The 25,241-nt window shown below is 72.6% G+C and carries 16 protein-coding genes and 2 pseudogenes; 10 read left to right on the top strand and 8 right to left on the bottom strand.

Annotated elements, in window-relative coordinates; all coding sequences use genetic code 11:
* Window positions 1-1,227 carry an MAB_1171c family putative transporter gene (locus tag ACICHK_RS32620; protein ID WP_151471206.1) on the top strand — a complete coding sequence of 409 codons (1,227 nt, stop codon included), beginning with the start codon at window positions 1-3 and terminating at the stop codon, window positions 1,225-1,227.
* 48 nt (window positions 1,228-1,275) lie between these two features.
* Here the strand turns inward: ACICHK_RS32620 and ACICHK_RS32615 are convergent, their stop codons facing one another.
* Window positions 1,276-2,319, bottom strand: a complete 1,044-nt coding sequence (locus tag ACICHK_RS32615; protein WP_406839695.1) for an alpha/beta fold hydrolase — start codon at window positions 2,317-2,319, stop codon at window positions 1,276-1,278.
* A gap of 230 nt (window positions 2,320-2,549) precedes the next feature.
* On the opposite strand from ACICHK_RS32615, the gene ACICHK_RS32610 reads away from it, so the two are divergent.
* Complete coding sequence (locus tag ACICHK_RS32610; protein WP_151471208.1) at window positions 2,550-2,786, top strand: hypothetical protein; 237 nt, start codon at window positions 2,550-2,552, stop codon at window positions 2,784-2,786.
* A 46-nt stretch (window positions 2,787-2,832) separates the two neighbouring features.
* Here the strand turns inward: ACICHK_RS32610 and ACICHK_RS32605 are convergent, their stop codons facing one another.
* Together ACICHK_RS32605 and ACICHK_RS32600 are read right to left on the bottom strand one after the other, a co-directional pair.
* Window positions 2,833-3,576 carry a 4'-phosphopantetheinyl transferase gene (locus ACICHK_RS32605; RefSeq protein ID WP_406839694.1) on the bottom strand — a complete coding sequence of 248 codons (744 nt, stop codon included), beginning with the start codon at window positions 3,574-3,576 and terminating at the stop codon, window positions 2,833-2,835.
* Window positions 3,524-4,432 carry a metallophosphoesterase family protein gene (locus tag ACICHK_RS32600; protein WP_406839693.1) on the bottom strand — a complete coding sequence of 303 codons (909 nt, stop codon included), beginning with the start codon at window positions 4,430-4,432 and terminating at the stop codon, window positions 3,524-3,526. Before ACICHK_RS32600 ends, ACICHK_RS32605 begins: the two co-directional genes overlap by 53 nt.
* Before the next feature lie 251 nt (window positions 4,433-4,683).
* Between ACICHK_RS32600 and ACICHK_RS32595 the strand changes: the two genes are divergently transcribed.
* Entirely contained in the window at window positions 4,684-5,883 is a 1,200-nt protein-coding gene (locus tag ACICHK_RS32595; protein WP_406839692.1) for an ATP-grasp domain-containing protein, read from the top strand.
* A 135-nt stretch (window positions 5,884-6,018) separates the two neighbouring features.
* Window positions 6,019-7,701, top strand: a complete 1,683-nt coding sequence (locus tag ACICHK_RS32590) for a carbohydrate binding domain-containing protein (protein ID WP_406839691.1) — start codon at window positions 6,019-6,021, stop codon at window positions 7,699-7,701.
* Between the two features lie 101 nt (window positions 7,702-7,802).
* Here the strand turns inward: ACICHK_RS32590 and ACICHK_RS32585 are convergent, their stop codons facing one another.
* The 4 genes from ACICHK_RS32585 to ACICHK_RS32570 form a co-directional block, all read right to left on the bottom strand.
* Window positions 7,803-10,559: an alkaline phosphatase family protein gene (locus tag ACICHK_RS32585; protein WP_406839690.1), complete on the bottom strand. Its 2,757-nt coding sequence runs from the start codon at window positions 10,557-10,559 to the stop codon at window positions 7,803-7,805.
* 4 nt (window positions 10,560-10,563) lie between these two features.
* Entirely contained in the window at window positions 10,564-11,949 is a 1,386-nt protein-coding gene (locus ACICHK_RS32580; RefSeq protein ID WP_406839689.1) for an ABC transporter permease, read from the bottom strand.
* Window positions 11,946-12,887, bottom strand: coding sequence for an ABC transporter ATP-binding protein (locus ACICHK_RS32575; RefSeq protein WP_406839688.1), 942 nt, complete (start codon window positions 12,885-12,887; stop codon window positions 11,946-11,948). Before ACICHK_RS32575 ends, ACICHK_RS32580 begins: the two co-directional genes overlap by 4 nt.
* Window positions 12,888-13,086: 199 nt before the next feature.
* The gene (locus ACICHK_RS32570) at window positions 13,087-14,424 is read right to left on the bottom strand and encodes a 6-phospho-beta-glucosidase (RefSeq protein WP_406839687.1); all 1,338 of its coding nucleotides are present in this window, start codon (window positions 14,422-14,424) and stop codon (window positions 13,087-13,089) included.
* A gap of 316 nt (window positions 14,425-14,740) precedes the next feature.
* On the opposite strand from ACICHK_RS32570, the pseudogene ACICHK_RS32565 reads away from it, so the two are divergent.
* From ACICHK_RS32565 to ACICHK_RS32555, 3 genes and pseudogenes are all read left to right on the top strand, one after another.
* Window positions 14,741-15,211: pseudogene (locus tag ACICHK_RS32565) on the top strand (histidinol-phosphatase); the annotation flags it as partial.
* A pseudogene (locus tag ACICHK_RS32560) lies at window positions 15,207-15,653 on the top strand (hypothetical protein); the annotation flags it as partial. The pseudogenes ACICHK_RS32565 and ACICHK_RS32560, both read left to right, overlap by 5 nt.
* 350 nt (window positions 15,654-16,003) lie before the next feature.
* Window positions 16,004-16,771 carry an IclR family transcriptional regulator gene (locus ACICHK_RS32555; protein WP_406839686.1) on the top strand — a complete coding sequence of 256 codons (768 nt, stop codon included), beginning with the start codon at window positions 16,004-16,006 and terminating at the stop codon, window positions 16,769-16,771.
* A gap of 503 nt (window positions 16,772-17,274) precedes the next feature.
* On the opposite strand, the gene ACICHK_RS32550 is transcribed toward ACICHK_RS32555, so the two are convergent.
* Complete coding sequence (locus ACICHK_RS32550; protein ID WP_406839685.1) at window positions 17,275-19,971, bottom strand: FAD/NAD(P)-binding protein; 2,697 nt, start codon at window positions 19,969-19,971, stop codon at window positions 17,275-17,277.
* A 324-nt stretch (window positions 19,972-20,295) separates the two neighbouring features.
* On the opposite strand from ACICHK_RS32550, the gene ACICHK_RS32545 reads away from it, so the two are divergent.
* The 3 genes from ACICHK_RS32545 (at window position 20,296) to tal (ending at window position 25,006) form a co-directional block, all read left to right on the top strand.
* Window positions 20,296-21,591, top strand: coding sequence for an Ig-like domain-containing protein (locus ACICHK_RS32545; RefSeq protein WP_406839684.1), 1,296 nt, complete (start codon window positions 20,296-20,298; stop codon window positions 21,589-21,591).
* A gap of 240 nt (window positions 21,592-21,831) precedes the next feature.
* The gene (locus ACICHK_RS32540) at window positions 21,832-23,241 is read left to right on the top strand and encodes a glycoside hydrolase family 16 protein (RefSeq protein ID WP_406839683.1); all 1,410 of its coding nucleotides are present in this window, start codon (window positions 21,832-21,834) and stop codon (window positions 23,239-23,241) included.
* Between the two features lie 595 nt (window positions 23,242-23,836).
* Complete coding sequence (gene tal, locus ACICHK_RS32535; protein WP_406839682.1) at window positions 23,837-25,006, top strand: transaldolase; 1,170 nt, start codon at window positions 23,837-23,839, stop codon at window positions 25,004-25,006.
* Window positions 25,007-25,241: the final 235 nt, after the last annotated feature.

The raw sequence follows: 25,241 nt of genomic DNA, 5'->3' as shown, positions 1-25,241 counted from the left end.
ATGGACGGATCGAGCTACTACATCCCGGCCGTCGCCATGGGCGCGGCGATCGCGTTCAAGGGGCCCGCGCTGCTGCGCGGCTGGCGCGACCCGCTGCTGCGCTCCGTGGGCGCGCTCCTCGCCCTCGCGGGCCTGGTGTTCCTCTTCGCCGCCCCGCCGACCATCGCCGCGGTCAACGACATCACCGGGATACCCAACGTCTCGGCCCCCCTCGTCTACTGTCTGCTGAGCGCCTACAGTGCCTCGTGCCTGGTGCTGATCATCAACTGGCGCGGCGGACCGCCCGAGGTGACCCGGCGGCTCTCCCGCCGCTGGATCCTCGGATACACCGTGGTCGGCGTGGCGCTGATCGTCCTGTTCGCCCTCGGGGACGCCTCCGAGGAACGGCTGCGCGACCTCGACACCTACTACGCCAACACTCCCTTCATCCGCGAGATGATCGTCCTGTACCTCGCCTCGCTCACCGTCGCCGGTGTCGCGATGAACGTCATGTGCTGGCGATGGGCGATCGAGGTGCGCGGCCGGCTGCGTGCCGGGCTGGTGGTCATCGCTTTCGGGGCGCTGTGCAACATCCCCTACTCCGCTGCCAAGTTCACCGCGGTGGTCGCCCGCTGGAACGGCATGGACCTGGACGGCCTCAGCACCAACACGGCCCCGATGCTGGCCTCGGTGGGGGCTCAGATCACCGCCGTCGGCTTCTGCCTCCCCCTTGCCTGGCGGCGCGTCGAGGACAGCTGGAACACCTGGTCGACCTACCGCAGGCTCGGGCCCCTGTGGCGCGAACTGAAGCCGGTCTCCGTACCGGAGGACCGCGCGGTGCGGATGTCCTGGTGGTCGTCCGCCGAACTCCAGGTCACCCAGAGGGAGTCCGACATCCATGACGGCATGCTGAGCCTCTACCCCTACTTCGACTCCGAGGTGCGTTCCCGGGCGTACGGCGCCGCGGTCGCGGCGGGCTCCTCCGCCGCCGAGGCACAGGCCGAGGCGGACGCCGCGATGGTGACGGTCGCGGTGCGGGCCAGGGCCGCCGACCCGGAGGGGCGCGTCATCAGTTCGGCGGAGACGGCGGACGCACCGCCCTCGGCCGGGTCCACGTTCGCGCACACCGACGGGCAGCGCGATCTCGTGCGCATGTCCATCGCCCTGCGCCGTTCGCCCGTCGTCGCGGCGGCGCGCTGCCGGGCACCGGCCGGAGGGGGCCACGACACCCGCGAACGAACGGGGTGACCCCTCCGGCGCCCCGGCAGGACACGGGCGGCGCCCCGGGCCGGGACCTCAGGTCGCGCTGCGCTCGCTGGCCTCGCGCAGTTCCCTCTCCACCGCGCGGCTCCGGGCGGTGTCGGGCTGCCCCGCCGCCGTGCCCGGACGCCCGGCGCGCAGCAGTTCCCGCCACTTCTCACGGCTCCAGTCGGCCGGAGCCGTGGTGGCCGTGAACTCCTCGACCAGGGCCAGGAAGCGTGCCGGATCGCTGTGGAAGGGGAAGTGCCCCGCCCCCTCGAAGATCTCCAGGCGGCTGCCCGGCATGGCCTCGTGGGCCCCGTGGGCGTGCCGTACCGGCACCACGCTGTCCCGGCTGCCCCAGAGCAGCATGGTGGGCATGCCCTCGGTGAGATAGCAGCGGTCGAGCATGGTGACCGCCTGGCCGCGCCAGTCGACCACGGCCCGCAGGGTCCGGATGAAGGCGCTGCGCGAGGTCCCGTCGGGCAGCGCGTCCACGAGGTTCACCAACTCCGGCGCGTCCCGCGCCAGATCGGTGTCGAGCAGACGCATCAGCCGCAGGAAGAGACCCACGTGCAGCCGCATGCCGGGCAGTTGCAGCATGGACAGCAGCAGATGCGCGCCCGGCAGCGACACGGCGCGCAGGACCGGGTTGACCTCGCCGCCGACACCGCCCGAACTGACCAGGATCAGCCGCTCGGTCCGCTCGGGGAACTGGTAGGCGAACTGCATCGCCACTCCCCCGCCCAGCGAATGCCCGACCAGCGTGGCGGACTCGATGTCGAGCGTGCCCAGCAGATCCCGCACGCCGTTGGCGTAGGCGGCCACCGAGTAGTCGGCGCGCGGTCTGTCGGACGCGCCGTGGCCGAGCAGGTCGGGCGCGATCACGGTATGGGTGCGGGCGAGGTCGGGGATCAGCTCCGCCCAGGTCGCGGAGGAGTCCCCGATGCCGTGGATCAGGACGAGCGCCGGCCCCTCTCCCGCCATCCGGTAAGCACGCCGGTAGCCGTGCACGACACGGTGGCGCAGGCTCAGTTCTCCGTCACCGACCGAACGCAGCCGCGGGGTGCGCCGCGGCTGCCGAGGCTGTACGTCGACCACGGGCCGACCTCCCGTTCCCAGGCCGCCGCACGGGCGGCTCCGGGGCTGTCCGGCAGGCGGCCCCGGTTCTCCCCTCCAGCGTAGGGCTCCTGTTCCACCTGGGGTTTCCATGAGGTTTCATCTCCGCTAAGCGGGCGAACCTCCGCGGACCGGAACCGGATTGTCAGTGGCGGACGGCAAGCTGGGACCAGGACCAGTGTCACGACCAGCCGACCGGGGAGAGCCGTCCGATGCCGACCGCCGTACTGACCGACCGTGAACGCGCCGCCGTACAGGCCTACCTCCGCCTCCTCGGGACGGTACGAGCGGCATTCGACGCCCCGCCGGACGGGGGTGGGCCACCCGTGGTCCCGCCCGCCGTCCTCGCCGAGACGGAACAGGCCCTGAAGGCGGCGGGCCTCGCGGGCAACGAGGACGCGTTCTTCGAACTGCTGCACTCCTGGAACCCGGTACCCGGCAGGACGTGAGAGGTCCGGGAGCGGGACGACGGCCGCGCGGGGACCGCGCGGGGTCTCAGCCGGCCGTGCCCCCGTCCCCTTCGCGCGTCGGCCCGGCGGCCGGGCCGGACCCGGACCACGGGACCGTGACCACCGTCGCGAGCAGCCCGTGCCGGACGGCCCAGCGCCCCTCGAAGGCCTGGACGAGGACGCCGTCCACCACGGGCCCCGGGACCAGGAGCCGGGCGCGCAGGCCTCCCGAGAGGCCGTCGGCGGCGGGTGTCGGTTCGAGGAAGAGGTCTATGTCCGCCTCGGAGAAGTCGAGCCACTTGCCGGTGAGCGGGAACCACGCCTTGTAGACCGCTTCCTTGGCGCTGAACAGCAGCCGGTCCCAGTGCACGGCGGACGTCCGGGCGCCGAGGCGCTCCAGGCGGGCCGACTCGGCGGGCAGGGCGATGGTCTCCAGGACGCCTTCGGGGAGCGGCAGATGGGGTTCGGCGTCGATGCCGAGGGAGGCCAGATCGCCGGCCCGGGCGAGCGCGGCGGCGGCGTACCCCTCGCAGTGCGTCATGCTGCCGATGACCCCGGCCGGCCACTGCGGGGCCCCGCGTTCGCCCGGCAGCACGGGCGCGGGGGCCACGCCCAGCTTCTCCATGGCGCGCCGGGCGCAGACGCGCACGGAGGCGAACTCACGGCGCCGCTTTCCCACGGCCCGGCTCACGACCGCCAGTTCCTCGGGGTACAGACTCGCGTCCCCGGCCCCGTCGTCACCGTGGCTCTCCACGGCCACCACCGACTCCGGAAGCAGTTCCTCCATCACCGGCTTTGACCTCCATCGGCAGAATGCGGCGCAGCGTGCCGGGCGGTCCCGGTCGCCTACGCCATTCTCGCGGATAGCCCACCGACACCTCCTCGAACCGGACACCCTCGTGCCAGGTGGTCCGGGGGATGTGCAGATGCCCGTAGACCATGGTTTCGACGCGGAACCTGCGGTGCCAGTCGGCGGTCGCCGCCGTACCGCACCACATGGCGAACTCGGGGTGCCACAGGACGTCCATCGGGTGGCGGTCCAGGGGGTAGTGGTTCACCGGGATGACCGGCAGCCCGTCGGGAACCGCGGCGAGTCTGCGCTCGGTCTCGGCCACCCGGGCCCGGCACCAGGCCTCGCGGCTCGGGTACGGGTCGGGGTGCAGCAGGTACTCGTCCGCGCACACGATGCCGGTCCCGTGGGCGTACGCGAGCCCCTCCTCCTTGGTGGCGCAGCCCTGCGGCAGGAAGGAGTAGTCGTAGAGCAGGAAGAGCGGCGCGACGACGGCGGGGCCGCCCGGCCCGTTCCAGACGGGGTAGGGGTCCTCGGGGGTGATGACGCCCAACTCCCGGCACAGGGACACCAGATGCTCGTAGCGGGCCACGCCGCGCAGCTGGACCGGGTCCTTGGGATGGGTCCACAGTTCGTGGTTGCCCGGCACCCAGACGACCTTCCGGAAGCGGGCGCCGAGCGTCTCGAGGGTCCACCGGACGTCGTCGACGATCTCACCGATGTCACCGGCCACCAGGAGCCAGTCCTCGTCCGACTCCGGGCGCATGTTCTCGACCAGGGCACGGTTCTCGGCGTAGCCGATGTGTAAGTCGCTGACGGCCAGCAGATTTCCGGCACCGTCGTCTGTCGGCCGCACGCGCCACCCCCGTAGAGAACGAATACCGACACGACAACACATGTGACCGCCCTCGTACAAGGAGCCCCCGGCGGGCGGTTCGGCGGATCCGTAACATCCCCGTAGCAGCATCGGGGTCCCGCGAGCCTTATGATCGCCCCTACACCACCGCTCGAATTCTCCCTCGCGTGCGACGGCTCGGTGTACCTCCCCTACCCCTGGCCGGGCCCGGCCCGCTCCGCCGTGCCCGCGAACCCTGAATGGTGGCTCGCATGGGCTCTCGCGTACGCGTCTGGCTCAACCGCACGTACGCGGAGAACGTGTTCTTCATGGATCAGCTGCGGAACAATCCGCAGCACCGCGCGGTCGAGATCCACGCCACCCACGGTGACGCCGACTCCCCCGTGCTGGCCGCCGCCGACACCGCCGAGATGGAGCCCGAGGGCCTGTCGCCGCGCGCCTACGTCGAGTACGCGCTCGACATGTGCGCACGCCGTTCCGTCGACGTGTTCGTGCCGGTCCTGCACCAGGACGCGATCGTGGCGCAGCGCGCCGAGTTCGCGGCCCTCGGCACGGCGCTGCTGGCGCCGCCGGCGGAGGCGGTCGCGGTCTTCCGCGACAAGGCCGTCGCGTACCAGGCCGTGGAGGCCGTGGGCATTCCGGTTCCCCCGTGGTACCGGGTGCGCACGGTCGAGGAACTCGTCACGGCGGTCGAGGAGTTGGAGGGAGCGGGTCAGCGGGCCTGCTTCAAGCCGGCGGCCGGGGCGGGCGGAGTGGGCTTCCGGGTGATCACCCGTACCCCCTTCTCGCTCATGCACCTCAACGGCTTCCCGAGCGCGTACGTGCCGCTGGACCTGGTGGTGGAGGCGCTGCGCACGGCCGCGGAGCCCGTCGACTGGCTGGTGATGCCGCACCTCGGACAGCCGGAGGTGTCGGTGGACTGCCTCACCGGACCGGACGGCCGCGTCCGCATGGCCATCGGCCGCACGAAGAACGGCCGGCGGCGCGGATTCACCCTCGACGACGCGTGGATCGAGCCCGCCCGGCTGCTCGCGGAGGCGTTCGGGCTGCACTATCTGTCCAACATCCAGTTCCGTATGCACGGCGACGAGCCGGTGCTGATGGACGTGAACACCCGTCCGGCGGGCGGGCTGCACCAGATCGCCCAGTGCGGGGTCAACGCCCCTTGGGCCGCTGTGCAGTTGGCGCTGGGCGAGGAGACGGGCGAGCTGGTCCCGCCGTTCCTCGGACCGGACTACACGGTGGTCGCCGGGCCGCGTCCGCTGCGCCCGGTGCCGCTGCCGGCACAGCGGACCGGCTCGGGCACGCCCACCCTGTCCGCGATGCCGGCGCAGGCCACGGAGCCCGGCGCCGCGCAGCCCGCGCCCGTCGAGGCGACCGCCCCCGCCGTTCCCGCCCGGACCACCGCGCCCGTCACCGCACCCGCCAACGCGGCGATCGCCCCCGCCTAGCCGGACCCGCCCCCCTTTACCGGTCTGGACCAATTCCCGCACGGTGTCTTGACAGCGGGATTGGTCCATACCAACTTGGTTGCGCACCTCTTGCACTCCCGAACACCCCCATATCCCCAGGGAGATCGCGTGCGCATGACCATGCTCAGACGTTCCAGACACCGTTTCCTCGCCCTGCTGGGCACGGCCGCGCTGGCCCTCGCCGGCGCGGTCGCCCTGCCGGGTACGGCCGAGGCGGCCAACATCCTGACCAATCCCGGCTTCGAGACCGGGGGCCTCTCCCCCTGGTCCTGTTCCGGCAATCTGGGTTCGGTCGTCTCCAGCCCCGTGCACGGGGGCTCCAAGGCCCTCGCGGGGGCGGCGAGTTCGAGCGACAACGCCCAGTGCGTCCAGACCGTCCCGGTCCAGCCGAACACGACGTACAGCCTCTCCGGCTGGGTGCGCGGCAACTACGTCTACCTCGGCGTGGACGGCGGCGCCTCGACCTGGACGACGTCCCCGTCGGCGTACAGCCGGCTCGCCGTGTCCTTCACCACCGGCGCCTCGCAGACCAGCGCCAAGATCTACGTCCACGGCTGGTACGCGCAAGGCACCTACTACGCCGACGACATCAGCCTCGACGGTCCCGGCGGCGGTGGCGGCAGCGACACCCAGGCGCCGACCGCGCCCACCAACCTGACCTCCACCGGCAAGACCTCCTCCAGCGTGTCCCTGTCGTGGGGCGCGTCGAGCGACAACGTCGGCGTCACGGCGTACGACGTCTACAGCGGGGCCGGCAAGGTGCTCACCGTGTCCGGCACGAGCGGCACGGTCAGCGGGCTGTCCGCGAGCACCGCGTACACGTTCACCGTCAAGGCGCGCGACGCGGCCGGGAACACCTCCGGGGCCTCCAACTCCGTGAGTGTCACCACGAGCGCGGGCGGCGGGGGCGGCACCGGCTTCAAGCAGGCCGCTCCGTACCTGTACGAGGGCTGGGGCGACCCCCCGAACCCGACCACGGTGATGAGCGCGACCGGGATCAAGTGGTTCACGATGGCGTTCGTCCTCGACTCCGGCGGCTGCAACCCCGCCTGGGACGGCAGCCGGGCGCTGACCGGCGGCGTCGACCAGACCGCCATCAACCAGATCCGTTCCGCGGGCGGTGACATCGTCCCGTCGTTCGGCGGCTGGCAGGGCAGCAAGCTCGGCGCCAACTGCTCCTCGGCGAGCGCGCTCGCCGGTGCGCTGCAGAAGGTGATCGACGCCTACGGCCTCAAGGCGGTCGACATGGACATCGAGAACACCGACGAGTTCGAGAACGAGGCCGTCCAGGCGAGGATCCTGACCGCGCTGAAGACCGTCAAGGCCAACAACCCCGGCCTGAAGACGATCGTCACCTTCGGCACCTCGACGACCGGCCCGACCTACTACGGCAACCGGCTCATCGAGCAGGCGCAGTCCCTGAACGCCAACATCGACGTCTTCACCATCATGCCGTTCGACTTCGGCGGCGGCTCCGACATGTACGGCAACACGGTCAACGCCACCGAGGGGCTGAAGACCAAGCTGAAGTCGACCTTCGGCTGGGACGACGCCACGGCCTACTCCCACATCGGCATCTCCGGCATGAACGGGCTGTCCGACCAGCAGGAGAACACGACCCCGGCGATCTGGACCTCGATCCGTGACTGGGCCAACTCCCACCACATCGCCCGGCTCGCCTACTGGTCGGTCAACCGCGACCGGTCCTGCCCCGGGGGCGGCGTGGTGAGCAACTGCTCCGGCATCAGCCAGAGCACCTGGCAGTTCACGTCGATCACGGCCGGCTTCACGGGCTGACGACGGCGGGGAACACCGAGACACGACGGGCCGCCCGGAACATCCGGGCGGCCCGCCGCGTCGTGCTCGGGCACCGGCCGCCGCCGTCCGGCGGCCGGTCGTCAGCCGTCGGACTCCGACGACGGGAGGTAGGCGCCGGGCACGTCCCGGGGCGCGAAGATCTTGTGCTCACCGGGATACGGCTCGGTCCACCCGTGCGCCTGGTACCACGTGAAGTGGTTCATCTGCGCGGGGTTGGCGAAGTCGGGAACGGCGTTGGGCCCGGTGAGCCGCTGGTGCGACTTCCAGGTGTCCCACTTCGCCGCGAGCGCCTTCTTGTCCGCCGGCACCTTCGACGACGGCACGGGCGCCGCGGCGGGATTCGGGGGCGCCGGAGTGTCCAGGCCGCAGGACGGCGGGGTCTTGAGGCCGTCGGTCAGCGAGGTCCGGTTGGGCAGCGCCGTGAACGGCGTGAAGTCGGGGTGCCGGGTGAAGGCGGCGCGCATCGGAGTGGCCGCGCTGTCCTTCTGGTTCATGGGGTGGATGCCGAGGATCTGCTCGATGGTCCGGATCAGCGTGATCTGCGAGTAGTAGTGGCTGTCGACGATGCCGCGCCGGGCCCAGGGGCTGATGATCTGGACCGGGGCACGGTGGCCGTCGACGTGGTCGAGACCGGCCTGTGAGTCGTCCTCGACGACGAAGACCGCCGAGTCCTTCCAGTACGTGCTGTGCGAGATCTCGTCGACGATCCTGCCGGTCGCGAGGTCGTTGTCCGCCACCTGGGCGGCCGCGCTCGCCGGACCGCCGGTGTGGTCGCTGGAGAGCCAGAACATGTTCAGGTTCGCCGGCCCGTTCCGCTCGAAGTCGCGCTTCCAGATCTCCGCCCGGTAGATGTCCGGGATGCTGGTGTCGTACTTCGGGAAGCCGTGCACGGACACGTCGTTGAGCGACGGGATCGGCGAGGACGAGTTCAGTGTGTACGCGGTGTCCTGGCCCGTCGACGCCATGTTCCTGGAGTCGCAGTACAGGTTCTGCCAGCTCGCGTCCGCCGGCTTGGTGAGGAACTGGTGGAACTCGCCGAAGTCCCGGACCGAGTTGCCCGCCGCCTGCGCGCCGGTCCACAGGAAGCCGGTCCGCTGGTGTCCGAGCGCGTCGTCCTCGGTGTCGTAACTGCGCGCGTACTCACCGGCCGAGGACTCGGTGTACTCCGGATCGTCCGCCTGCATCAGCCAGTTGTGGCCCTCGGCGGAGTTCGTGCCGATGTCGTACGTGTTGTCGTACAGCCCGAACTGCCGGGCCAGCGCGTGCTGGTTCGGCGTCACGTTCTCGCCGAACTGCGCGAGCGACGGGTCGCCGTCGCCCTCCGGGACGTCCCCCAGGATCTGGTCGTAGGTGCGGTTCTCCTTGACGATCAGGAAGACGTGTTTGATCGTCGAGGGTTCGCCGAGCCGCAGCGGGACGGGGACGGGCTTCGCACGGCTCTTGCCCTTGGTCCGGACGACCGAACCGGGGGTCCAGCCGTTCTGCCGGAAGACCTTGGCCGTCTGCGCCCGGACGACGCTGTCGTCGGGGAGGGTGAACCGCTGCAGGCTCGACGTCGTGTCGTGGGTGCCGTGCCCGGCGGTGGTGACGACCCGGCGGGCGTCGACGCCACGGGTGTTGGAGACCACGACGTCCTTGCCGACGGCGGCGATCTCCGCGGGGAAGTAGTCCGTCGGGAGCAGGCCGACGTAGCGGACCGGATCCTGCGGGGACCGGTACCGGTACACGGCCACGGCGTTGGCGCGGCCGAGCGTCACCAGCAGCCGGCCGTCGTCGGTGAGCGTCACCGCGTCGGGCTCGTAGCCGACCGACGCCTCGGGCCACGGCTGGGTCGCGATGGTCTGGACGACCTTGTCCTTGCCGGTGTCGATGACCGAGACGTCGTTGGTGGCGGTGTTGGTGACGAACAGGGCCCCGCCCTTGGCGTAGAGGGCGGTCGGGTGCAGTCCGACCGGGATGCTCCTGACGGCCGCGGCCGGGTCCCCCAGGTCGATGACGCTGACGGTGCCGGTCGTGGTGGCCGCGGTGACCGGGTCCGCGGGCACCTGGGTGTTGTACGAGTTGAGCGTGGTGTCGCCCGGCTGGGCCGGGCGCCCGCCCTCGTTGCTGACGTAGAGCTTGCCGCCCACCTCGGCCAGGCCGCGCGGGGCGTTGCCCACGTTCCAGCTCTGCCGGACGGTCCCGGTGGCCGCGTCGATGGCGACCACCCGGTTCTGTCCGTTCACGGCCGAGTACACGGTGGTGCCGTCGGAGGAGAACACCGCCGCGCCCACGAGCGCGTGCTTGGCCCCGTCCGCGGCGATCGGGACGGACACCGGGGCGGTGACACCGCCGTCCGCGTTCACCGTGAACCGGGTGTAGCCGTCGGTCTGGCCCAGCCAGAGCTGCGAGCCGTCGGGCGAGTACGTCGGGCCTTCCTGCCCCACGCTGTTGCCGCTGATGCGCGGTACGGACGACGCCGAGCTGCCGACGAGCTGCTGCACCTTCCAGCTCTTCAGGTCGACGATCGCCAGGGCGCTGCCGCCGTCGGTGACCGAGGCCGCGAGGTGGGTGCCGTCCGGGCTGACCGAGGACGACATGATCTTCCCGTTCTGGACGACGAGCCGGTCGCCGTACGGGGCGATGTACTGGTCGCTGGAGACGACCTGGCCGCGGTCGGTGACCTGGCCCACCCGGTCGGTGCCGAACTGGTGCGTCTGGGCGTACGCGGCTCCGGTGGCGACGAGCGCGAGCACGGTGATGCCCGTCGTCACCAGGGGTATCCGTCTTCCGGTGTGTCTGCCGAACGGACCCGGACGCCCCTTCCGCTCACTCCGTCGGCGACGCGTTACCTGCATGGGGTCATCCCTTCGAGGTGGCGAGCAGGTCGACGTCGCCGTCGAACTGCCACAGCGGGTTCGGTGCGTCCCCGGTCGGGGTGCGGACCAGGAAGTAGCCGTTCACCTCCTTCGGTCCGTCGCCGTCGGCCATGAACCGCCCGTCCGGGGTGATGTCGAGCTGGTAGACGGCCGTCCCCACGGCGTCGACGCCGGGAAGGTGCCAGGAGACGACACAGCGCCAGTCGTTGCCCGGCCCCTCGGCCGCGACCTTGACGCTGCCCTTGTCGCAGTCCGCCGTGACCTTCAGCTGCGCCTCCGTGACGGCCGGGCGGTTGAGCTGACGGGTCTGCAGCCGGTAGAGGTGGGCGAACGCCGTCGCGGCCGAGCGCTGCACCTTGTCCTGTTCGATCCCCGAGCCCGTGGCCCCCGTGGCGGCGGTGACGGCCACGGCCGTCACGGCGGCCAGGGCGACGAGCGGCAGGACTCCGGCGGTGACCGCGCCGCGGCCCGGACCGTCGTGGGCCGCGGAGGTGAAGTCCCGCCGCAGGAAGAGCAGGAAGGCCGACACGGTCGCGGTCACCGCCCACAGCAGGCTGACCGCGATCCCGATCAGGAGCGGGCCCAGCTGGGCGGGGCTGGTGAACAGACCGCTCCAGGCGATGAAGGCGTAGCCGGGCAGGGCGAGACGCACGGCGACGGGCAGCGGCATCATCTGGGCGAGCTGCATCGCGAGCGCGACGAGCGCGGGCAGCAGCAGTCCCATCGGGGACCGTCCCAGAGCGACGGACCCGAGCAGTCCCACGGCGGCGAGGGCCAGGGTCGGGGCGAGGACGCAGACCCAGGCGAGCAGGACCCTGCCGGCGGCGTCCGCCGGTGTCAGCAGGTGGCCGTCGAGGCCGACGAGCGGCCGGTCACCGATCGCGACGACCCCGCCGGCCGAACTGGAGGCGACCAGTCCGGCCACGAGCAGGAGGAGGACCGTGAGGCCCGCCAGTGCCTTCGCGGCGAAGATCCGGCGCGGTGACCGGACCGCCACGAGCAGATGGCGCCAGGTGCCGAGCCGGTCCTCGGAGGCGAACACGTCACCGGCGACGACCGAGGTCAGCAGCGGGAGCGCCCAGGTGCCGGCGAAGCCGAGCACGACCAGCGGCCCGGCCCACCCCGTGGCGTGCATCCAGCGTCCGAAGAGGGTGTCGACGGGAAGCGTGCTCTGCTGGCCGACCGCGGCGACGAACAGCCCCGGCACGGTCCAGCAGGCGAGGACCAGCAGGCGGATCCGCCACTGCGAGACGAGTTTGACCAGTTCGAAGCGGTAGACGCGGGCGACCGGGACACGGGGGACCGCGGCGGCGTCCTGGTCCGGTCCGTGTGCCCCGGGGCCGGCGTCCTCGGCGACGGTCGCGGTCATCCGCCGGTCTCCTTCTGTTCGGTGAGGGCGAGGAACGCGGCTTCGAGGGGCGACACCACGGGGGCGAGCTCGCGCAGCGCGATGCCGGCGCCCACGAGCCGCGCCACCAGTTCGTCCACGGCGGGCACCAGCGCGCGCACGACCAGCACGTCGGTGTCGTGCCGCGGTACGGCGTCGTCGACGACCCGGATCCCGGCCGTGGCGAGCGCCAGCGGGCGGGCGGCCACCGGGTCGGAGGTGAGCAGCCGGTAGTCGAGTTCACGGTTCTCCGCGGCCAGCTTGCTCAGCGGGCCGGAGAAGACGGCCCGTCCGGTCGCGAGGATGGTGACCTCGGAGCACAGGGCCTGGAGGTCGTCCATGCGATGGCTGGAGAGGACGACCGCGGTCCCGTTCCCGGCGAGCCGGTCGAGGACACCGTGCACATGGCGTTTGCCCGCCGGATCGAGGCCGTTGGACGGTTCGTCGAGCACGAGCAGCCGGGGCCCGGTGAGCAGGGCGGCGGCGAGGCCGAGCCGCTGACGCATGCCGAGGGAGTATCCGCGGGCCGGGTCGTCGGCGACGTCGGTGAGCCCGACCTGATCGAGCACGTCGTCGACCCCGGCCGCCCGCGCGCTCCGGCCACGCAGCGCGGCCAGGGCGGCGAGGTTCTGCCGGGCGGTGAGCGAGGGGTAGAGGCCGGGACCGTCGACGAAGCCGGCGACGCCGTCGGGGGCGGCGAGCGCCCGTCCGATCCGGGTGCCGAGGATCTCCAGGCGGCCTTCGTCGGCGACGGCCAGTCCCAGCAGCAGGCCGAGCAGGGTCGTCTTGCCGGCGCCGTTCGGTCCGACCAGGCCGTGGATCTGACCCCGCGCCACGTCCAGGTCGACGCCGTCGAGTGCCACGACGTCCCCGAAGCACTTGGTGATCCCACGGGCCCGGACGGCGAGAGGTCTGTCCATGAGTTCCTTCCTCCGAAGCACTCGGCGCACTCGAAGCACTCAGGGACCATAGGGACGTTACACAACGCGGGCGCGGGCGAATGGCTGAACACGCAGGGAACGGAGCGTCAAGGCGTCGGCAAGTCCGGTGTGCAAACCGGTGGTCACCGGGAGGTAACCGGGCAGCCCCCGCGTGCGCCGATTTCGGCTCGATCCGGCCCTACGTCAGATAGGCGAGACCCGGGTGCACGGCCGTGTAGCCGTCGACGAGCGCGCGCGCCACGGCGACCGAGTCGACGAGCGGGTGCAGGGCGAAGGCCTTCACCGCCGTCGCACGGGAGCCCGACTCGGCGGCGGAGAGCACCTCCCGCTCCACCGCCTTGACCGCGCACACCAGTCCGGTGGCGTGCCCCGGCAGCGGGGCGGCGGCGACCGGGTGCGCCCCGTTGGCGTCCACCAGGCACGGCACCTCGACGACCGCCTCGGCGTCGAGGACGCCCAGCGTGCCGCGGTTGCGGACGTTGAGGATCAGGGTGGTGCGTTCGTCGCGGGCGATGGCCCGCATCAGGGCGAGCGCCACCTTCTCGTAGCCGCCGGAGAGGTCGTCCTCCTCGCGCTCCCCGGCACCGGCGGCGTCCCGGTTCTCCGCCATGTACGTGGCCTCGCGCTCGGCCCGGGTGCGCTCCCACGCGGTCAGGGCCGCCGCGTCCGGGCGCGTCATCTCCTCGTAGAAACCGGCCTGCTGGTCGCGCAGGAAGGCACCGCGCGTCTTCTCGGCCCGCTGGTAGGCGCGTACGGTCTCGCGGTTGAAGTAGTAGTAGTGCAGGTACTCGTTGGGGACGGCGCCCAGCGACTGGAGCCACTCGGGGCCGAAGAGCCGGCCCTCCTCGAAGGAGCCGAGCAGAGCGGGGTCGGCGAGCAGGCGCGGGAGTTCGTCGCGGCCGGCGACGCGCAGGCCGCGCACCCAGCCGAGGTGGTTGAGCCCGACGTAGTCGATCCACGCCTCGCGCGGATTCGCGCCGAGGACCTTGGCGATCCGGCGCCCGAGGCCGACCGGCGAGTCGCAGATGCCGATCACCCGGTCGCCGAGGTGGCGGGACATGGCCTCGGTGACCAGTCCGGCCGGGTTGGTGAAGTTGATGACCCAGGCGTCGGGCGCGAGCCGGGCCACCCGCCGCGCGATGTCCACGGCGACGGGCACGGTGCGCAGGCCGTACGCGATGCCGCCGGCACCGACCGTCTCCTGGCCGAGGACGTCCTGGGCGAGGGCGACCCGCTCGTCCGCCGCGCGCCCCTCCAGGCCGCCGACGCGGATCGCGGAGAAGACGAAGTCGGCGCCGCGCAGGGCCTCGTCGAGGTCGGTGGTGACGGCCACCTCCGGTGCGTCCGGGTCCCCGGCCGCCTGCTCGGCGAGGACACGGGCCACGGCCGAGAGCCGTCCCGCGTCCAGGTCGTGCAGCACGACCCGGGTGACGCGGCCCTCGGCCCGGTCCCCGAGGAGCGCTCCGTACACGAGCGGAACGCGGAATCCGCCGCCGCCCAGAATGGTCAGCCTCACGCAAGTACCACCTTCGCAGTCCGTACGGGGACACGGGCCGCGCGGCGGGGGAAGCGCGCCGCGACCGCCCGGTCCACCCCTGTCTTCCAGGGATCAGCCTGCCATCGCGCGGGTGCCGGTCCGTCGCACCACGTCGGGTTCCCGGCCCCGCCGGCCACCGGGCCGCCATCAATCCGCCCCCGGGGGGCTTCAGTGCGGTTTCATCCGGCGGTCCTTGGACCGCGCCATTCTCCAACGCGTGCACGACAGACGATCGGCCGGGCGCGCCGTCCCGTCCCGTCGTCCACGCCCCGCCGACCGAGGGACCGACACGACCATGACCGAGCAGCGGCTGCCCGTCTGGGCCGACCCGTCCGTCTCCCCCGCCGCGCTCGATCCGCAGGGCCTGTCGCGGCGCGGACTGCTGCGGGGCGCGGGCCTGTTCGGAGCGGCCTTCGCGGTCGGCTCGCTCGGCACGCCCGCGGCGGCGTCCGGAAGAGGTCACGGCGACGACCCGCGCCTCGCCTACCTCGTGGGCGACCATCACATCCACTCCGTCTACAGCCACGACGCCAAGTACACGTTCTCCCAACTCGCCCGGGCGGGAGCCGAGTACGGCCTCGACTGGATGGTCTTCAACGAACACTCCGACTTCGGGCACGCCTCCTACGGAGCCCGTCTGGAGCACGAGGAGATCCTGAGGGCGCGTGCCGCGAACCCGCGCCAGCTGATCTTCCAGGGGCTCGAGTGGTACATCCCGGGTGTCGAGCACGCCACCGTGTTCGCCGCGCCGGGCCCGCACGAGGTGGCTGGTGTCCGGCGAGTGGGGCGACCAGAACCGGCTCCAGGTCTTTCCCGCGCCGCGGCTCAACCCGTCGACCCCGCCCACCGGGGGCGCCCTGCCCCAGGCCGGGCAGATCACCCTCGACAAGCCCGTCCGCGACATCCAGGGCTGCGACTTCGTCGACGGCACCCGGCTGCTCTGCGCCTCGGACGACGGCTCGCGCACCCTCTTCCCCGAGGACCGGCCGCTGCTCCAGGTCGATCTGGACCGGCCCGTGGACGGCCGTCCGGTCACAGGACACGTCACCAGCCTCTTCGCCCTGCCGCAGCGGAGCATCTGCACCGACGGCACGTACGAGGCGGAGGGCGTGGACTACGACCCGGCGAGCGGGACCCTGCGCGCCGAGGTGGTCCAGCCCGGCGTGTGCTCCGTCGCCACGACCGTGTACGCGTACCGGCTGAAGTGACCTGAGCCGCGCGGGAGCCGCCGGGCACCGGACATCGGACGCGACGGGACCGGCAGGACGGCGGCGGGTTCCCACCGCCGTCCGTCTCCGCCCGGCCCGGTACGCGAACGGTACGGCCGGGCGCCCGTGGAGGGCGTGACCACGGCCGGTGCCGGCGATTGCCGCCGTCCGGCCTGTGCGGCATGGTGGGTCCCCACGCCCGGACGGCCCCGTCCGGGGTCGGCCCGCAGGGAGCCGGTCATGGCAGGTCGACAGCGCGCCGCGGAACACTCCCGAGGACCGGGCACGCCACCGCCGAGGAGCCGTGGACGCGCGGCCCGCCCGTGGACACCGGCCGTCGGGCCGGACCCGTGACCGCCCCGTCCGCTCCCGGCCGCCTCCTCGCCGTGCTCGCCGCCTTCGACCAGGAGCACACGGCGCTGTCCTTGACGGACATCAGCCGCCGGGCCGGCCTCAGCCTCACCACCGCCCACCGGCTGGTGGCCGCGCTCACCGGGTGGGGCGCGCTGGAACGGGACGCGAACGGCGCCTACCACGTGGGCCTGCGCCTGTGGGAGCTCGCGGCACTCGCCCCGCGCGGCCCCGCGCTGCGCCAGATCGCCCTGCCGTACCTGGAGGACCTGTACGAGGCGACGCACGAGAACGTGCAGTTGGCGGTCCGGGACGGTGCCGAGGTCGTCTACACCGAGTGGATCTCGGGGCGTTCGTCGGTCGGCGTACGCATCCAGGTGGGCGCCCGCTGGCCGCTGCACGCGACGGGCGTCGGGCTCGCGCTGCTCGCGCACGCCCGGCCCGAGTTCCAGGACGCCTACTGCGCCGGGCCGTTGGCCGCGTACACCCCGTACACGATCACCGATCCGGTTCGGCTGCGCCGCGTCCTGGCCGAGGTCAGGCGTACGGGAGTGGCGGTGAGCAGCCGTCAGGTCACCGACGACGCCCTGTCGGTGGCCGCGCCGGTGCGTGGCGCGGACGGCTCGGTCGTCGCGGCCGTGTCACTCGTGGTGCCCTGGGCCGGGTCCCGGGTGGCGGTGCTGGTCCCGGCCGTGCGACTGGCGGCCCTCGGAATCTCCCGCGCCCTCGGCCGGCCCCCGGCGGCACGGGCGGACCCGCCTGCCTGAGCGAACGTGGACACGGCCCGGCCCCCGGGGCCGATCCCTGCGCCGGGAACGGGACGGTCCGGGACCGAGACGGTCCGGGACCGAGACGGTCCGGGACCGGGACGGTCCGGGACCGGGACGGTCCGGGACCGAGACGGTCCGGGACCGAGACGGTCCGGGACCGAGACGGTCCGGGACCGGGACGGTCCGGGGCCGAGAACGGAAACGGAAACGGTCCGGGCCGTCGGCCGAGGCGGTCCGCGACTCGCCCGGCCACGACGGTCCGACGCCGTCCGCCGTCCGCCACACGGTCCCGCACGCCGACCGGGACACCGCCGAGCACGGCCGTCCGGCACCGTCCGGCACCGGCTGGCCGCGGTGGGCGCAGTGGCCGCAGCGGGCCGGCACCCGCCAGGGGACGGGCGCCGGCCCACCCGGACAGGCCCGTCGAAGACGACGTCACGCGAGCGTGCTCGGCGGTCCGTCCGGTCTGTCCGGCCCGCCCGGCCCGTCACGCGCCCCCTTCAGCCGGTCAGTGCCGCCAACAGGCGGCGGTCCCGGGGTGCGTGGCCGCGGTCGAGCCGGGTGTCCAGGAGGCGGCGGGCCGCCTCGCAGCGGCCCGCCGCGACCAGGGCGTACAGCAGTGTCTCCTCGACGACCTCGCGCTGGGCCGCGCTGCCGCCGACCCGGCCGAGGACCGGCAGGAGCGCGTCCAGACCCCGGGCGGCCTCGTGGAAGCGCTCCTCGACGAGGGCGGCGAGGGCCTCGCACAGCGGGACGACGACCTCGCGCTGCACCGCGTCGGCGCCCGCGGCGTGGTCGCGCAGCCGGCGCAGTGCCGCGAGATCACCGGCGGCGGTGAGCGCGACGGCGGCGTGCAGCGCGGTGAAGGCGGTCGCGGGGCGTTCCACGGTCTCACGGGCGACGCTGTCGAGCACGTCCGTCGCCGGCACCCGCCCCCGCCAGCTGTCGCTCAGCCGGGCCCGCCACAGCAGCGACCCCGAGTCGACCAGGGCGCGTACCCCGGTCACCCGCCCCGGCGCGAGCTGCGCGAACCAGCGCCTGCGGACGGCCGCGGGATCGTCCAGGGCCAGTTCGTGCAGGGCGGCGTGCCAGGAGAAGTGGGCCCGGTGGACGGCACCCCGTCCGTGCCCGGACACCCAGGCGTCCAGCCAGTCGCGGCCCTTCTCGTGGGCGCCGGACTCGTAGTGGACGTGGGCGAGCGCGTGCACGGCGTGTCCGGAGGCGGGCTCGGCGGCCAGCGCGCGCCCGGCCAGTTCGGCCGCCTCCTCGTGGCGGCCCTGGTCCTGGCGCAGGAAGGCGAGGAGCGAGGCCGGGAACCAGTGGCCGTCGTAGGCGGGCGAGGAACGCTCGACCAGGTTCAGCGCGTATCCCGTGTCGAGGTCGTCGATGCCGGAGAAGGCGATGGTGGGCACGGCCGCCGCGAGCGCCAGCGCGTCGGCGGGGTACGCGGCCAGGTGCCCGAGCAGGGCACGGGCACCGTCGCCGCGGCTCCGGCCGTGCACGCGGCGGGACACCACGTCGACGAAGGACCGCTCGCGCGCGTCGGCCCTCTCCCGCGCGCAGCGCCGCGCCTCGGCCAGCGCCCGCGGTACGTCGACGTCGGCACCGCACTCGTGGCCGAGCAGGGCGAGGGCCGCGTGCCCGAGCGCGAAGCCGGGGTCGAGGGCGACGGCCCGCGCGAAGGCGTCCTCGGCGCCGGCCCTGACCTTGAGGACCCGTTCGAGGCCGGTGCGGTGGGCGGCGGCCGCCTCGGCGTGGGTGGACAGCGGGAGCCCGTGCGCGTCGAGCGGTCGGCGGCGCCCGGGGCGCCGTCGCGGTGCCAGGGGCGCGAGCAGTTGTTCGGCCAGGTCCGCGGCCTGGACGCGGATCTCGGGGACGGCGGTGGTCTCCCACAGTTCACCGCGGCGCGGGGCGCCGAGGGTGAACACCGGGAGCCCTGTCCCGCCCCCGGCGTCGAGGAGCCGGCCGTCGCGGGTCGCCACGCCCAGGCCGAGCGGGCCGGGCACGGCGGCGCCCGCGCCGAACAGCGAGCGCCACAGCGGGTCTTCGGGGCGCGGTCCCGGTCCGGTGCAGTCGATCACCCAGCCGGCATCGATGCGGCCCCCGTCGGCGAGCGTGAGCAGTACCGAGCCGTCGGGCCGGACGACGGCGTCGGCGACCGTGCCGGTGCGCACGCGCAGGCGCCGGGCCGTGCGGGCGCGGTCCAGCGACTCGGCCGTCGTCGGTGCCATCCGGTGCCGGTGGGTGTTCCAGAGCGCGCCCTCGCGCCGCAGGAAGGCGGTGCGTTCCTCGGGTGTGAGGCTGCGCCACAGGCGGGCGGTGTGCGGGCGCAGGCTGTCGAGCGCGGGACGCCAGTCGCCGTGGGCGCGCACGGCCCGGCCGATGTGGCGGTAGACGGTCCGGCGCAGCGTGGGCAGGGTCGGCGCGTCGAGTCCTTCGGGCGCGGCCATCTCCGGCGCCGGGCTCAGCGCGTGCGGCTGCGGCAGCAGACCGGTGCGGGAGAGTGCGTGCACGGTGCGTCCGGGACGGCCGAGGGTGAGCGCGAGGTCGACCGCGGTGAGCCCCGTACCCACCAGGAGGACGTCGTCGACCGCGCCGTCGGCCGGTTCGGCGAGCGGTCCGTCGAGGGCTCCCGGAGCCCAGGGCGAGCCGATGAAGCGTTCGCAGGCGCGGAGCCGGGGCGGGGCCCAGCCGCCGGTCGGGGCGGCCGGTCCGGTGGCGAGGACCACGCCGTCGGCCACGAGGACGTCCCCGTCGAGGAGCCGCAGTTCCAGCCTCCCGTCCGGGGCGGGTGCACAGGCCTGCGCCCTGGTGCGCAGCCGGCGTACGGCGACGGTGCCGTGGGCGTGGACGATCGCCCGGGCCAGGGTGTCGGCGAGATAGGCGCCGTACCGGTAGCGGGTGGCGAAGTCGGTTCCCCTGACGGTCGGTTCGCCGTGCCGGCACAGCCATCGGGTGAAGTGGCCGGGATCGTCGGGGTAGCAACTCATGCCTCCCGCGGGCACGTTCAGCCGGTGCCGGGGATCGGTGGTGGCGTACGCGCCGCCGCGTCCGGCTTCGGGAGCGGGGTCGATCAGGACGAGACCGAGGGGGGTACGACGGCGGGTCGCCGTCTCGCACAGCTGCACGGCGGTGAGCGTGCCGGCGGCGCCCGCCCCGACGATCGCCACGGTGTGCCGCTCACGGGCTGGGTTCACGGATGCCTCCGGCGTGGGTCGGCTCGGTTCCGGCGAGCGGGACCGCTCCTTCGTTCCCGCGGCCGGGAGCCTGGTCGGGACTCCCGGAAGCGGGCTCTCGTCGAGTTCTCGTGGATCTCACGGAGGAACTCAGGGATCAAACAGACGCTTCATACTCTGTTCATAATCCGGGGCGGCCCGGCAACCGTGGATTCAGGCCGTCTCCCCGGACGTCTTCACCGGAATCTCAGGCGAGGGCGGCCGGATTCAAAGAATCAACCCAGGGAAGTCCCGCAGGATGCACCCCGAGCGGTGGTGAACGAAAGAACCGAGGAAAGGCGTTCCGTGGGCGTCCCTGAGATATCGAACCGTCCCCGGTCCGCACCCCGGGAGCCGGGGCGGGTGCCACCGGGTCCGGGACGTCGGGCCTGGTCACGGCGGGGGGTCCTCTCGGCGTTCGGCACCGCCGTACCGGCCCTCGCGCTGAGCGGATGCGGCGGCCCGGCGGACGCCACCGAGGGGAAGGACACCGCGGCGACCGACGGCACCGGGACCGGGACGAAGGCGAAGGCGCAGGTGAGGACGCCGACGGTCACCGTCTCCCCCGCCGACGGCACGAAGAGGGCCGACTTCACCGATCCGGTCGTGGTCTCCGTGACGGACGGGGCGCTGTCGACGGTCGAGGTGTCGGGCAACGACGGTTCCACTCTGGCCGGATCCTTCGACGAGGGCCGCACGCGCTGGGTCTCGGACAGGAATCCGTACTCGGGCACGAAATACACGGTCACCGTGAAAGCGGCGGGCGCCGCGGAGCACACGTCGACGTTCGTCACGAAGCCCCCGGGCGAGACGTTCGCCGGCTATTTCACGCCCGAGGCGAATTCGACCTCCGGCGTCGGCATGCCCGTGTCGATCAACTTCACCCACGCCGTGACGGACCGGGCCGCCGTGGAAAAGGCCGTCACGGTGACGGCGGAGCCGGCCGTCGAAGTGGTCGGCCACTGGTTCGGGAACACCCGGCTCGACTTCCGCCCCGCCGAGTACTGGGCGGCGGGCACGAGGATCACACTGAGTCTGCGCCTCAGGGACGTCGAGGGCGCGGACGGCGTCCACGGCGTCCAGTCCAAGGACGTCACCTTCCACATCGGCCGCCGCCAGGTGAGCACCGTCGACCTCGCGAAGAAGACCATGACGGTCGAGCGGGACGGGACCGTCCTCGCCACCTACCCCGTCAGCGGCGGCTCCGCGGCCCACACCACGTGGTCCGGGATCATGGTGATCAGCGAGCGGTTCGAGGAGACCCGGATGGAGTCCTCGACGGTCGGGCTCGGCGACGAGTACGACATCGCGGACGTGCCGCACGCCCAGCGCCTGACCACCTCGGGCACCTTCATCCACGGCAACTACTGGGCCGCGCCCTCGGTGTTCGGCGGCAGCAACACCAGCCACGGCTGCATCGGACTGCGCGACACGAAGGGCGCGCACGACAGCTCCGCGCCGGGCCACCGGTTCTACGGGAGTTCGATGCCCGGCGACGTGGTGGTCGTCGAGAACTCGGGCGAGCGGACCGTCGAAGCGTCGAACGGACTGAACGGCTGGAACCTGTCGTGGGCCGACTGGAAGGCCGGCAGCGCCCTTTGAGGGCCACGCCAGTCGAACGAACTTCAACTGCCCGCCGCAGCGCGCTCATCGGCTCTTCTTCCTTCCTTCACGGCGTGAACTCCCATACGGACAAAGGACTTTCTCGGCTTCACCTCTTGACGACCGGAGTGACAGAGAGCACATTGGCCGCGCACCTCTGGTGAGAGCGCTCTCAAATTTCGTGGGAGCGCTCTCACACCACCCGCGCACCCCACACTCCGTACGCGAAGAGGCACACCCATGAGAGAAACTTCCGGCACGTCCAGACGCGGCTCCGTCCGGCGCGCGCTCGTCGCCGTGCTCGGCACGCTGAGCCTGGCGGCGGCCGCCGCGACCGCGGCGACCCTCCCCGCCAACGCGTCCGCCCCCACACCCCCCACCGGCTGGTCCCAGGTCTTCCTCGACGACTTCACCGGGGCCGCGGGGAGTGGCGTCAACACCACCAACTGGCAGTACACGACGGGCACCAGCTATCCCGGCGGGCCGGCCAACTTCGGTACCGGCGAGGTCGAGACGATGACCTCCAGCACCAGCAACGTGGCCCTGGACGGCAACGGCAACCTGCTGATCACCCCGCGCCGCGACGCCTCGGGCAACTGGACCTCGGGCCGCATCGAGACCAGGCGCACCGACTTCGAGCCCCCCGCCGGGGGCAAGCTGCGCATGGAGGCGCGGCTGCAGATGCCGAACGTGACCGGCGCCGCCGCCAAGGGCTACTGGCCCGCCTTCTGGGCGCTGGGCGCGCCCTACCGGGGCAACTACCAGAACTGGCCGGGCGTCGGCGAGCTGGACATCATGGAGAACGTCCAGGGCCTCAACACCGAGTGGGCCACGATGCACTGCGGCACCAACCCGGGCGGTCCGTGCAACGAGACCAGCGGCATCGGCAACAACACGCCCTGTACCGGGACGACCTGCCAGGCCGGTTTCCACACCTACGCGATGGAGTGGGACAGGTCGACGAGCCCCGAGGAGGTCCGCTTCTACCTCGACGGCGTCAACTTCCACACGGTGAAGGCGAACCAGGTCGACGCGACCACCTGGGCGAACGCCACCAACCACGGCTACTTCATCATCCTGAACGTCGCGATGGGCGGCGGCTTCCCGGGCGCCTTCGGCGGCGGCCCGGACGGCGGCACGGAGCCGGGTCACCCGATGGTCGTCGACTACGTCCAGGTGCTCTCGGCGGCCGGCAGCGGCGGCGGTGGCGGCGGCACCACTCCCCCGCCCACCGGCAACCGTGACGCCTACAGCGCCATCCAGGCCGAGTCCTACGACAGCCAGAGCGGCGTCGTCACCGAGACCACCACGGACACCGGCGGCGGCCAGGACATCGGCACCATCGCGAACGGCGACTACGCGGTGTACAAGGGCGTCAACTTCGGCTCCTCGGCGGCCACCCAGTTCCACGGCCGGGTCGCGAGCGGCGCGGCGGGCGGGGTCAGCGGCCTGGTCGAGGTGCGCCTCGACAGCCGCACGAGCACACCGGTCGCCAGTTTCGCGCTGGCCAACACCGGGGGCTGGCAGTCCTGGAGGACCGTGCCCGCGAACATGAGCTCCGTGACCGGAACCCATGACGTCTATCTGACCTTCACCAGCGGACAGCCCGCGGACTTCGTGAACGTCAACTGGTTCGACTTCGGTCACTGACGGGCGGACCGGGGCCCGGTCACCCGTGACACGACCCGGCCGAGCGGGGCGGACCCACGAGGTCCGCCCCGCTCGGCGTGGTTCGGCCCGGAAGACCACCGGCGGTCATGCCCTCCACGTCCCTCACACCCGTCATGTCCCCCATGTCCCCCATCTCCTTCTCGTGCCGACTCGCCACGGCACCTTGTGTCCCGCTTTCGCCGGAAGCCGACACACGGACACCTTCCCCCGGCTGAAGCGAGGGCGCTTTCCCCAGCTAAAGTCTGACTTTTAGACTTGAATGAACAAGCCGGGATGCAGCGCTTTCCGTAAGGACTTCTTGAAGATGAGTACGCAGGGCCCCGACGGATCCGTCTGGACCGGGCTCGACCGTCACGCCCGCGAAATCGCGCGTCCGTCGGCGGCCGACGCCGCGCGGACGACCGGCGGCGGCCGGCCCGGGACCGTGACGAGCCCGGCTCCGGCGGCGTACACGCTCTTTCAGAAGGTGACGCGGCACGCCACGAACCCGGGTTCGTGGCGTGCCGCCGTCCGTGAAGGCCCGCGCGGGAATCCTCGGCCGCCCCGCGCGGTTGATCCGTCCGCACGAAAGAAGATGATCACTGTGACCGAAGCGACCGCGACCGCGGTACCCCTGGAGCGCCTCTCCGGCGAAGGCGTCTCCGTATGGCTCGACGACCTCTCCCGCAAGCGGATCGAATCCGGCGGCCTGGCCGAACTCGTCGCGACGCGACACGTGGTGGGCGTGACCACCAACCCGTCCATCTTCCAGGCCGCCATCGGCTCCGGGGAGGGGTACGAGCGGCAGCTCGCCGACCTCGCCCTGCGCGGGGTGACGGTCGAGGAGGCCGTCCGCATGATGACGACCGCGGACGTGCGCGCCGCCGCCGACGTCCTGCGCCCGGTGTTCGAGGCGACCGGGGGCCGGGACGGCCGGGTCTCCATCGAGGTCGACCCCCGGCTGGCGCACCGCACCGCCGCGACCGTCGCCGAGGCCGAGCAGCTCGCCTGGCTCGTCGACCGCCCGAACGTGATGATCAAGATCCCGGCGACGAAGGCCGGCCTCCCGGCGATCACCGAGGTCGTCGGCCTCGGCATCAGCGTCAACGTCACGCTGATCTTCTCGCTGGAGCGCTACCGCGAGGTCGTGGACGCCTATCTCGCGGGCCTGGAGCGGGCGCTGGCCGCGGGCATCGACCTCGCCGGCATCCACTCCGTCGCCTCCTTCTTCGTCTCCCGCGTCGACAGCGAGATCGACGAGCGGCTCGCGAAGAACGGCTCGGACGACGCCCTCGCGCTCAGGGGCAGGGCGGCGCTCGCCAACGCCCGTCTGGCCTACGAGGCGTACGAGAACGTGTTCGGCACCGCCGACGGCACGGCGCGGGGTGACGCCCGCTGGACGGCCCTCGCCGCCCACGGCGCGCAGAAGCAGCGCCCCCTGTGGGCCTCCACCGGCGTCAAGGACCCCGCGTACAAGGACACCCTGTACGTCGACGAGCTGGTGGCGCCGGGCACGGTCAACACCATGCCGGAGGGGACGCTGAACGCCACCGCCGACCACGGCGACATCCAGGGCGACACGGTGACCGACCGTTACGACGCGGCCCGGGCCGACCTGGCCGCGGTCGAGGCGCTCGGGATCTCCTACGACGAGGTCGTCGGACAGCTGGAGGACGAGGGCGTCTCGAAGTTCGAGGCGGCCTGGGAGGACCTCCTCGAAGCGGTGGCGGCCTCCCTGCGGGGCAAGGGAGCCGAGGGGGAATGAGCGAGGGTGAGGAGCTTCCCGAAGGTGGCGCGCAGGACGCGGCCACCACGCCGCAGGGATCCGGTGACGCGGCCGTGGAACAGGGCGGTCTGACACCCGGGGTCCTCGCCGAGACGCTCGGCGTCCCGACACCCGAGGCACACGCCGAGACGCACGGCGTCTCGGCCACCGAGGACCACACCGACACACACGACGCCCCGGCCACCGAGGACGAAGCCGACACGCACGACGCCCC

The organism is Streptomyces sp. AHU1, assembly GCF_045343905.1.
Taxonomy (GTDB): domain Bacteria; phylum Actinomycetota; class Actinomycetes; order Streptomycetales; family Streptomycetaceae; genus Streptomyces; species Streptomyces triticiradicis.
This window is presented reverse-complemented; position numbering and strand designations above follow the sequence as displayed.

Bases quoted from the DNA above. Each gene is read 5' to 3' on its own strand.
- ACICHK_RS32620 (WP_151471206.1), top strand. From the start codon at position 1: ATGGACGGATCGAGCTACTACATCCCGGCCGTCGCCATGGGCGCGGCG.
- ACICHK_RS32610 (WP_151471208.1), top strand. From the start codon at position 2,550: ATGCCGACCGCCGTACTGACCGACCGTGAACGCGCCGCCGTACAGGCC.
- ACICHK_RS32595 (WP_406839692.1), top strand. From the start codon at position 4,684: ATGGGCTCTCGCGTACGCGTCTGGCTCAACCGCACGTACGCGGAGAAC.
- ACICHK_RS32590 (WP_406839691.1), top strand. From the start codon at position 6,019: ATGACCATGCTCAGACGTTCCAGACACCGTTTCCTCGCCCTGCTGGGC.
- ACICHK_RS32585 (WP_406839690.1), bottom strand. From the start codon at position 10,559: ATGCAGGTAACGCGTCGCCGACGGAGTGAGCGGAAGGGGCGTCCGGGT.
- ACICHK_RS32580 (WP_406839689.1), bottom strand. From the start codon at position 11,949: ATGACCGCGACCGTCGCCGAGGACGCCGGCCCCGGGGCACACGGACCG.
- ACICHK_RS32575 (WP_406839688.1), bottom strand. From the start codon at position 12,887: ATGGACAGACCTCTCGCCGTCCGGGCCCGTGGGATCACCAAGTGCTTC.
- ACICHK_RS32540 (WP_406839683.1), top strand. From the start codon at position 21,832: ATGAGAGAAACTTCCGGCACGTCCAGACGCGGCTCCGTCCGGCGCGCG.
- tal (WP_406839682.1), top strand. From the start codon at position 23,837: ATGATCACTGTGACCGAAGCGACCGCGACCGCGGTACCCCTGGAGCGC.